At 72.4% G+C, this 9,417-nt stretch carries 11 protein-coding genes; 8 read left to right on the top strand and 3 right to left on the bottom strand.

Annotated features, from left to right (window positions below):
- From D455_RS34180 to D455_RS0113980, 7 genes are all read left to right on the top strand, one after another.
- Positions 1 to 1,325 (top strand): hypothetical protein (locus tag D455_RS34180; RefSeq protein ID WP_017571345.1); only part of this gene is annotated, 1,325 nt, incomplete at its 5' end.
- 213 nt (positions 1,326 to 1,538) lie between these two features.
- Positions 1,539 to 1,877, top strand: coding sequence for a hypothetical protein (locus tag D455_RS0114005; RefSeq protein ID WP_017571344.1), 339 nt, complete (start codon positions 1,539 to 1,541; stop codon positions 1,875 to 1,877).
- Between the two features lie 130 nt (positions 1,878 to 2,007).
- On the top strand, positions 2,008 to 2,655 hold the full coding sequence (locus D455_RS32200; protein ID WP_017571343.1) for a hypothetical protein: 648 nt from the start codon (positions 2,008 to 2,010) through the stop codon (positions 2,653 to 2,655).
- A gap of 199 nt (positions 2,656 to 2,854) precedes the next feature.
- Positions 2,855 to 3,100 carry a hypothetical protein gene (locus tag D455_RS0113995; protein WP_017571342.1) on the top strand — a complete coding sequence of 82 codons (246 nt, stop codon included), beginning with the start codon at positions 2,855 to 2,857 and terminating at the stop codon, positions 3,098 to 3,100.
- 67 nt (positions 3,101 to 3,167) lie between these two features.
- Positions 3,168 to 4,211 (top strand): peptidoglycan-binding domain-containing protein, encoded by a 1,044-nt coding sequence (locus D455_RS0113990; RefSeq protein ID WP_017571341.1) that lies wholly within the window; start codon positions 3,168 to 3,170, stop codon positions 4,209 to 4,211.
- Positions 4,208 to 4,831, top strand: coding sequence for an ATP-binding cassette domain-containing protein (locus tag D455_RS0113985; protein ID WP_017571340.1), 624 nt, complete (start codon positions 4,208 to 4,210; stop codon positions 4,829 to 4,831). The genes D455_RS0113990 and D455_RS0113985 overlap by 4 nt, the downstream gene beginning before the upstream one ends.
- A gap of 224 nt (positions 4,832 to 5,055) precedes the next feature.
- Positions 5,056 to 6,123, top strand: coding sequence for a hypothetical protein (locus tag D455_RS0113980; RefSeq protein ID WP_017571339.1), 1,068 nt, complete (start codon positions 5,056 to 5,058; stop codon positions 6,121 to 6,123).
- Here D455_RS0113980 and D455_RS0113975 read toward each other — a convergent pair.
- From D455_RS0113975 to D455_RS0113965, 3 genes are all read right to left on the bottom strand, one after another.
- The gene (locus D455_RS0113975; protein WP_017571338.1) at positions 6,110 to 6,754 is read right to left on the bottom strand and encodes an AAA family ATPase; all 645 of its coding nucleotides are present in this window, start codon (positions 6,752 to 6,754) and stop codon (positions 6,110 to 6,112) included. The two genes, D455_RS0113980 and D455_RS0113975, sit on opposite strands and share 14 nt — an antisense overlap.
- 35 nt (positions 6,755 to 6,789) lie before the next feature.
- Positions 6,790 to 7,146, bottom strand: coding sequence for a TFIIB-type zinc ribbon-containing protein (locus D455_RS30345; protein WP_017571337.1), 357 nt, complete (start codon positions 7,144 to 7,146; stop codon positions 6,790 to 6,792).
- Positions 7,147 to 7,547: 401 nt separating this feature from the next.
- The gene (locus tag D455_RS0113965) at positions 7,548 to 8,927 is read right to left on the bottom strand and encodes an NAD(P)H-quinone dehydrogenase (protein WP_017571336.1); all 1,380 of its coding nucleotides are present in this window, start codon (positions 8,925 to 8,927) and stop codon (positions 7,548 to 7,550) included.
- A 157-nt stretch (positions 8,928 to 9,084) separates the two neighbouring features.
- Between D455_RS0113965 and D455_RS30340 the strand changes: the two genes are divergently transcribed.
- Positions 9,085 to 9,417, top strand: a 333-nt coding sequence (locus tag D455_RS30340) for a gamma-glutamylcyclotransferase family protein (RefSeq protein WP_017571335.1), incomplete at its 3' end; no start/stop codon positions are given.

Genomic DNA, 9,417 nt, shown 5'->3' with positions numbered 1-9,417 from the left:
GGCGGCTGGCGCTACGCGACGCGGGCCGCAACCGGGAACGCACGTCGACGGCGGTGTCCGTGGTCGCCTCCGCGGCGGCCCTGCTGGTGGCCGCGGCCGTCACCACCTCCTCGGCGATCGCCTTCGAACGAGCCGGGCACCATCCTCGTGCGGCCATGGGCACCGTCCTGGTCCGCTTCCCCGAAGCCGTCGGGGAGAGCGGGGTCGCGCGGACGGCGGAGGCGCTGACCGACCACCTTCCGGTCCGGAAGGCGGTCCCGGTCCGGATGGTGGACTCCCCCCTGTGGGTGCACCCGCTACCCGACCCCGAACAGCCCTGTCCGGACTGGGCCGTCTGGCCACCAGTGGTCATCCGCACCGAACCCGTCCCCGAGCGGGTGCCGCTGGACTCCCCCGACTGCGCGCCGATGAAACAGAACGGCGACCAGAACCAGCGGGCGCGCTGGGAGACCGAGGGCGGGGTCAACCCGCTGGTGGACGACGGCACGCTCGTACGCGCCCTGGACCTGCCCGGCGCGGAGGACGCCGCGCGGGCTCTGGAGGAGGGCCGCGCGGTCGTCACCCGCGACCTGGATCTGTGGGCGGACGGGAGAGCGCACGTGGAGTTCGCGTGGATGCGTTCGGGGGAGGCTCCCACGGGTCCGGACACCGAACTCCGAGGACGGGTCCTGGAGGTGTCCGCGACGGCCGTGGAGTGGCCGAGCTCCCAGTACGAACTCATAGTCCCGCCGGAGGTGGCCGAGGAGTGGGGCGTGCGGACGGACGTCGTCGGGATGGTGGGACCCGTCTCTCGGTCTCCCTCGGAGGCCGCCGCCGACAGGGCTCGCGGGGCGGCACGGGAGGCCGCCGGGGCCGAACTCCACGTGGAGCGCCCCTACTCCTCACCGCGCACACGGCGCATGGCCCTGATGCTGGGCCTGGCCGGGGCGGTCGCGATCGGCGCCTGCCTGGTGTCCGTGCGGCTGGCCGCGGCCGACACCCGTCGGGACGCGGCGACACTGGTGGCCGTGGGTGCCGATCCCCGGACCGGCCGGTTCCTGGGCGGCGCCCAGAGCGGTGTGGTCGCCGCCGTCGGAGTCCTGCTCGGAGCGGTGGCGGGTGTGGGGGTCGGTGCGGCGCGTGTGGCCGCCGAGACCTACCGGGCGGGCTTCGCCAATCCGACCTGGCCCCTGGTGGTGCCCTGGCCTCTGGTCGGCGCGTGCCTGGCCGCGGTGGTGGGCGGAGCCGTCCTCCTGGCCCTAGCCCTGACTCCCGTCCGTCTCCCCGGAGAACCCGGAGTGTGGCGATGGCCGTCCACATCCGGCCAGGATCATGACACAGGGTAGTTGATACCGAGTTCCAGCCATCGCACGAAGGCGCCCTGGAGCATTCCTGACCACAGGATACGCCCCCAGCAAAACTCAGAACAAATCAAATCATGTAATGACTGTACGCAGCAGCATGGAACCGGCCACAAAACACCGTTGGCATTCTTACCGGGCTCCGGTAGAAAAGAAATGCAGCGCTGCGATGGACAAAAATCGACGAAAGGAAACACCATGTCCACTCAGACGGGCTCGGGCCTCCTGCGCTCCCGGGCGGGCTCGCGGGCGGCGGGCCTGCTGTTCGCCTTCTCCCTGCTCATGGGCGGCGGCCTGGCCACCACCGTGGCCACCGCAACCCCCGCCGAGGCCGCCTGCCGCTGGGGCGCCGCGACCATCGGGGCGTCCTACTCCTGGGGCCGCACCAACACGGCCGACTGCAGCTACCAGGGACGCTCCTGGGCCACCCACGGCGACTACTCGGCCGCCACCGGATGGACCACGAGGAGCTCCAGTGCCCGCGCGGCGGACACCTACGGCTCCTATCCGCGCGTGGCCGGATACTCCTTCCGCTGACATCCGGACGGTCCGCGCCCTGAGGGGAAGCTGAACGGCGGGACCGGGCGAAACGCACTCGCCCGGTCCCGCCACCGGACAGCGCGGGTCGTGGACGGCCGGAACCGAACGAAGGGAACGGACCCCCACCATGGCGTCCACCACGACGGCGCGCGCCCTCGGCGGCGCCCTGTTACTCACGCTCACCCTGGGCGCGTGCTCCGGGAGCTCGGGCGGTGAGCCCGACGGCTCCCTGAGTCCGGCGCTGCTCTCCGAGTTCGAGGCCCTCCGGGAGAGGGCCCGGAGCGACTTCGAACGCGAGGTGCTCGACCGCGCCATCGAGGGGGGCGGGATCACCCAGGAGGACTACGAGGAGGCCTTCAACCGGTACACCGAGTGCGCCGAGGCCGCGGGCCTGCGCGAGACCTACGCCAAGCTGCCCAACGGGCTCTACCAGCTCACCGAGTGGGAGGTGGACGCCGATCCCACGGACCAGGAGGCCTACGAGCGGGCGACCAACGCCCACATGGAGACGAGCGCCGACTGCGCCGAGGGGACGATCCTGCTCATCGAGAGCGCCTACACCCTCCAGCTGGGCAACCCGGAAGGGATCGAGGACCCCCGCCAGGCCGCCATCAGCTGCCTGGAGGACGAGGGGATCATCGAGCCGGACTCCTACACGCCGGACGAGTTCGACGCGGACCTGGAGGAGGTCTTCGCCGACGCACCGTTCGACCCCTCCGACGAGGCGGCCAGCCTGTGCCTGTACATGGCCGGATTCGCCATCGCGACCGAGTGACCTTTTCACACAAGAACACAGGAACAACTCCTGGGATAAAACCATGAACAAGAAGCGTTATTTCCTTTTTCGTGCTCTTTCCTGCGCCACCGCTACGGCATTTTTCGCGAGCGCGTGCACCATGGGGGAGAGTGAGGGGGAACCCGGCGGATCGGTGTCGGCACAGGAAACAGCTCCTGCTACCGAGAGTGATACCGGTGTGTCTGAGGAGTCCAACGCGGGCGGTGCGGCCGCCCTCGGGCCCGAGGGCGACGTCGTGGTCGACTGCCTCGTGGAGGCGGAACTGGCCCCCGAGTCCTACACGGTCGAGCAGCTGGGCACCGACATGATGTCGCCGCCCGAGGAGGCCTCCATCGACGTGGAGGACCCGGCGTTCGCCGACTGCCTGGCCGAGGCCGGTATGGAGCACGACTCCGGCGGCGAGAACGGCAGTGTGGGCGGATGACCCGCGTCCCCTCCGCCTCGTCCGACCGGTCATCCTCCCTCCCGCGCACAGAGCTGGAGGGGACCGCGTGAGGAAACGCCCCACCGGAACGGCGCTGCTGTCCGCACTGCTCCTGCTCGCGGCCGGGGGCACGGCGGGGTTCCTGCTGCGCCCTCCGGACCCTCCCGCCGGCCTCGCCGCCGCGACCGAGGTCGACAGCGCCCCCGTCCTGCACGAGCCCTTCGACGACGCGCGCAGCGTGAAGGTCGGACTGACCGTCTCACCCACCCTCGACCTGGCGTTCGGTGGATCCGGCCGGGTCACCTCCTCCGAGTGCGCGACCGGGGCGACCCTGGCCTCGGGCGAGGAGGCGGCCCGGGTGGACGACCGACCGGTACTCGCACTGGCCACGTCCATGCCGCTCTACCGCGACCTGCGACGCGGCCTGCGCGGAGGTGACGTGCGCTCGCTCCAGACCGAACTGGACCGGTTGGGCCATCCCGTCACGGTCGACGGGGTGTTCGGCTGGCAGACCCACCGGGCCGTGCGCGAACTCAAGCGCGAGGCCGGGGTCGACGATCCCAGCGGTGTCCTGACCCTGGAGGAACTGATCTGGACACCCTCGTCCGAGGTCGTGTTCGAGGAGTGCCTGGCCCTGCCCGGCTCCGACGTGTCGGCGGGCGGCGCCTTCGCCAGTGTCCCCGGAGTGCTGGAGGCGGCCCGCCTGACGTCGGTCCCCGAGCTGGACGTACCGGGGGATCGGCTCCTGACGGTCGCGGGTGTCACCGGACCCGTGGATTCCGAGGGACTGGCCGAGGACCCCGGGTTCCTCCGCGAACTGGCCGACACGCCCGAGGCGCGGGCGGCGGTGGCGGGCGAGAGCGAACCGCTCACCGGCTCGGTCGCCCTCGCCGAACCGGTGGACGCCGCCCGGGTCCCGCCCGGCGCCCTGTTCGCCGTGAGCGGCGACGCCGGTTGTCTCCAGTCCCGGGGGGAGGTCCACCCGGTGCGCGTCATCGGCTCCGGGGTGGGCAACGCCGTCGTCGTCCCCGAGGAGGAGGGCGGCCCGCTTCCCGACAGCGTCGATCTGGGCCCCGCCCTGACCGCCGACTCCTGCGAGGGGGACGTGTGAGTGTGAGGAGCGTCCGGGTCCACGGGCTCGGACACCGTTTCGCCGACAACCCACTTCTGTTCGAGGACCTGTCTTTCGACCTGGCCCCCGGTCGGATCACCGGCCTGTGCGGCCCCTCCGGCTGTGGAAAGTCCACCCTGCTGTCGATCCTGGCCGGATGGGTGCCCCCCACCGCGGGACGGGTGGAGACCACGGGTGTGGAGCGCACCGGCTGGGTGTTCCAGAACCCCTACGGGGTGCCGGGGCGCAGCGCCCTGGACCACGTGGTGCTGCCCCTGATCGCCCGGGGCCACAGTCGTGTGCGGGCCGAGGAGCGGGCCCTGGAGGTGATGGACGACTTCTGCCTGGCCGGGGTCGCGGACCGTCCGTTCCGCCAGCTCTCCGGGGGCGAGGCACAGCGTCTGATGCTCGCACGCGCGGTGTGCTCGGCCCCCGACCTGCTGCTCGTGGACGAACCCACCGCGCAGCTGGACCTGCGCACCGCCGAGATGGTCAACGCCACGCTCGGCGCCGTCGCCCGGGAGCGGACGATCGTCGTCATCGCCACCCACGACCCCCACACCCGCGAAGCCTGCACGGACGTCATCGACCTTCAGGAACAGGCGCGTGTCGGCGGCTGACACTCCGCGCACCGCACGAGACGTTCGGGTCCGCCGGAGGCCCGTCGCGCGAACACCGCCGGAAAGGGGCGTGGGACCGGGCGAAACGCACTCGCCCGGTCCCACTGCCGTCAGGATAGCGACCTCTGTCCGTGAGAAGAACGAACCAGGGAAGAAACCGTGACTACCCCTCCCCGACCACCGGCGCCGCGACCGGTGCCCGCCTCACGCCCGGGCGGTGTCCGGTGAACGGCCGCGAACTGCTCGGCGAGGTGCGGCGCAACCTGCGCACCGGCACCACCCGGGCCGTCCTGTTCGCCCTCGCCCTGGCCGCGGTCACCGGCACGCTGGCCGTCGCCGACGCACGGACGATCGTGGGCCTGCACCAGCGCGCCGCCGCGTTCGTCGCCTCCGGCGCCTCGGTCCGCGTACTCGACGTGGCGGGGAGCGTGGACGGCGGCGCCTGCGACGCCCTCGCGCAGGTCACGGGCGTGGCCGCCTCAGGCGCACTCGCCGAGGACGGCTCCCTCGTGCTGTCCTCCATGCCGGACAACCCCGTACCCGCCTACCGGGTGACACCGGGTCTGGCGGCGGTGCTGGGCGTACGCGCGGAGTCCACGTCGGGGGTGTGGGTGTCCGCCCGTACCGCCGAAACCCTGGGCGCGGACCCGGGCCAGGTGCTGGACACCACCGACGGGCCGATGACCCTGGCCGGGGTGTTCGACTACCCCGACGACGGCCGCGACAGCCGCCTCGGCTACGCGGTCCTGCTGCCCGAGCCGGCCGCGGGCTCCTTCGACCAGTGCTGGGCGGACACGCGACCGCCCACGGAGAAGGCGGACGAGCTGCTGCGGTGGGCGGTGCGCCCGGGCGCCGACCCGAGCCTGTCGGTGACCCTGGGCCAGCTCAACACGAGCCTGGGCACCACGTTCGACGGCGCGGCGGCGTTCGGGGAGCGGCCCACCAGGTTCGCGGCGCCCGCCGCCGCCCTGGCCGGACTCGTCCTGGGGTTCGTGGCCGTGTGGCTGCGGCGCCTGGAGTTGGCGGGCGCCCTGCACGTGGGTGTGTCCCGGCGGGTCCTGCTCGCCGGGACGGTGCTGGAGACCTCGGTGTGGGCCCTGGCTGGTCTGGTCCTGGCGGTGTGCGCCCTGGTGGTGGCCGCCCACGTGGGCAACCCGGCCGACCCCTGGGACGCCGTGGCGGTGGACGTGCGCGGCCCGGCCGCCGCGGTGCTCACGGCGCTGTTCGGGGCGTCGGTGGCGGTGTTCCTCGTACGCGAGCGGCACCTGTTCCGCTACTTCAAGGACCGGTGACCGCGACCGCGTGCAGTTCCTCGATCCACCGGCACACGGCGTCGGCGGTCTCCGGGGGCTCGGCGCGGGTGGTGTCGAGCAGGGTGAGCGGGGGGTCGAGGCGTGCGCCCTCGGCCTCCACCCACGCGGCGTAGTCCAGGTTGTCCAGGATCCGCTCCTCGTCCCACTCGCGCCAGGCGGGACGGCCCCGCAGGCGCGCGGCCAGCACGTCCGGTTCGCAGGTCAGCGCGAGGTAGTGGACGTCGGTGAACAGGGCGCGTTCGGGCAGGTGCTCCAGCTCCGGCGGCACGACCGTGCCGCACAGCACGACGGGCCGCCCGCTCTGCTGCACCATGGCCGCGGTGCGCAGCCACGTGGAGCGGAACAGGCGGTGGTGGTCGGCGGGGTCACGGAGCCCACCGACCCACAGGAGGTCCTGCTCCAGGACGACGAAGCGGTCCCGGAGCCGTTCCAGCAGCACTCCGGCGATGGTGGACTTGCCGGTGCCGCTGGGCCCCGACACGCAGTACAGGGGCAGGCGCAGGAAGGGGCGGGTGCGCTGGCAGGAGGCGCAGCGCAGCACGGAGACCCCCGCGGCCGTGTCGGGGGTCTCGTCCCATTCCCCGCAGTGGTCACAGATCAGCGGGTGCACGGGTTACTCGATCGGGTTGTCGGGGATCGCTCGGTTCAGTCGAAGAGCTGTTCGAGGAAGCTCTTCTTGCGGCGTCCGCCGTAGGGACGGGGCGAGTCCCGGTAACCGCCGCCGTAACCGCGCGGCGAGTCGGGGTAGCCGCCGCCGTAACCGCGTGGCGAGTCGGGGTAACCGCCCTGGCGGTAACCCCTGGGGGAGTCCTGTCGGGGGCCGCGGTGCTGCTGCGGGTAACCGCGCGGCGGGCCCTGGTGGGGGTCGGGCGGCGGCGCCGCGACACCGTAGTGCCGCTGTTCGGCGTCCACGATCCGCTCCAGCTCGCCTCGGTCGAGGAAGATGCCCTGGCAGCCGTCACACCGGTCGATGTGGACGCCCTGGCGGTCGAACGTACGCATGGTGCTTTGACACTTGGGACAGATCACGAGACGACATTACTCGATACGTGTCAAAAGCGGGTAAGAAGGCGGGATCCGCCGAGGGCCCGCCGCGGACACCGCGATGCGGGGGACGTGGTGGGCGACGGGCAGGGGGCACCACGGCCGAAGGCCGACCGCTGAGGGCGGTAGCCCGCCCCCACGCGAAGCGTCCCCGGCGGGCGATGGTGGGCGACGGGCAGGGGGCACCACGGCCGAAGGCCGACCGCTGAGGGCGGTAGCCCGCCCCCACGCGAAGCGTCCCCGGCGGGCGGTGGTGGGCGACGGGCAGGGGGCACCACGGCCGAAGGCCGACCGCTGAGGGCGGTAGCCCGCCCCCACGCGAAGCGTCCCCGGTGGGCGATGGTGGGCGACGGGCGGGCCTACTCCGGAGAGGCCAACATCAGGGAGCGGGCGGCCTCGGTGACGCTGCCCGACAGCGACGGGTACACCGAGAAGGTGTGCGCGATGTCGTCCACGGTCAGGCGCTGCTGGACGGCGATGGACACGCCCAGGATGAGCTCGCTGGCGCGCGGGCCGACGATGACCCCGCCCAGCACGATGCCGGTGTGCTGACGGCAGATCAGCTTGACGAAGCCCTCCCCGACCTCGTCCATCTTGGCGCGGGGGTTCGTGTTCAGCGGCAGGGTGACCGACCGGCCGTCGATCCGGCCGCTGCGCACGTCGTCCTCGCTGGCGCCCACGGAGGCCAGCTCGGGGTGGGTGAACACGGTGGAGGCCACGGTGGACAGCTTGAGCGGGGACACGGCCTCGCCGAGAGCGTGCCACATGGCGATGCGGCCCTGCATGGCGGCCACGGAGGCGAGCATGTTGACGCCGGTGCAGTCACCGGCGGCGTACACGCCCGGAACGGTGGTGCGCGAGACGCGGTCGACCTCGATGAAACCGCCGCCGCCCAGACGCACCCCGGCCTCCTCCAGACCCAGGCCCTCGGTGTTGGGGATCATGCCGACCGTCATCAGGCAGTGGCTGCCGTCCACGGTGCGGCCGTCGGAGAGGGTGACGCGCACGCCGTCCTCGGTGCGCACGACCGACTCGGCGCGGGTCTTGCTGAGGACGGTCATACCGCGGCGCATGAAGACCTGCTCCAGCACCTCGGCGGCGTCGGCGTCCTGGGTGGGCATGACGCGCTCGCGGGAGGAGACCAGGGTGACCTCGGAACCGAGCGACTGGTAGGCGTTGGCGAACTCGGCGCCGGTGACGCCGGAGCCGACCACGATCAGCCTCTCCGGCAGCTCCTCCATGTCGTAGAGGTGGCGCCAGGTGAGGATGCGCTCGCCGTCGGGCTTGGCGGTGGGCAGCTCACGGGGGTGGGCGCCCGTGGCGACGAGGACGACGTCGGCCCTCAGACGCTGGTCGCCGACGGCGACGATGTGCGGGTCGACCAGGCGGGCCTCGCCGCTGACCACCTTCACGCCCTCCTTGAGCAGGCGGGCGCGGGTGTCCTCGGACTGCGCCCGGGCCAGGCGTTTGATCCGGGAGTTCATCCGGTCGGTGTCCACCCCGACCGAGGCCTCGCCCTGGTCGTCGTGGATGCGCAGCCCCAGGCTGTCGGACGCGCGCGCGTACGTCCTGCGGGTCGAGGTGGCGATCAGGCTCTTGGAGGGCACGCAGTCGGTGAGGACGCAGGCGCCGCCGATACCGTCGCGTTCCACCACCGTCACGTCCGCGTCGAGCTGTGCGGCGACCAGTGCCGCCTCATAGCCCCCGGGACCGCCACCGATGATCACGACCTTCGTCACGCTGCCTCACTCCCTCTTCGGCTGGGCCGCCACGCGCGTGCCCGGTCGGGGCGATATGCGGGCATGGCGGAGCACCACCTGGTTTCGTCGCTTGCTCCCATTGTCGACCATGCCGACCGGGGGAAATAGCAGGCACCCCGGGCCAACCGGTCCTACGATGTTGCCCGTGTCCATCTACGCCGCGTACGGCACGAACCTCGATCCCGGACAGATGGCCCGGCGGGCCCCGCACTCGCCTCTGCTGGCCACGGGCTGGTTGGAGGGGTGGCGCCTGACCTTCGGTGAGTGCCTCCCCGCGCCCGGGGGCGCGCTGGCGACCCTGGCGGAGGCACCGGGGCAGCGGGTCTTCGTGGCGCTGTACGACCTCATGGAATGGGACCGATCACACCTGGACTCCTGGGAGGGCGCCCTGGACGGACCGCGCGGGCGCCGCGCGCCGGGGGCGGTGGCCGGTGACGCGGAGGAACCGCGCCGCGGGCATCCCCTGGGT

It is taken from the genome of Nocardiopsis halotolerans DSM 44410, assembly GCF_000341065.1.
Lineage (GTDB): Bacteria > Actinomycetota > Actinomycetes > Streptosporangiales > Streptosporangiaceae > Nocardiopsis > Nocardiopsis halotolerans.
This window is presented reverse-complemented; position numbering and strand designations above follow the sequence as displayed.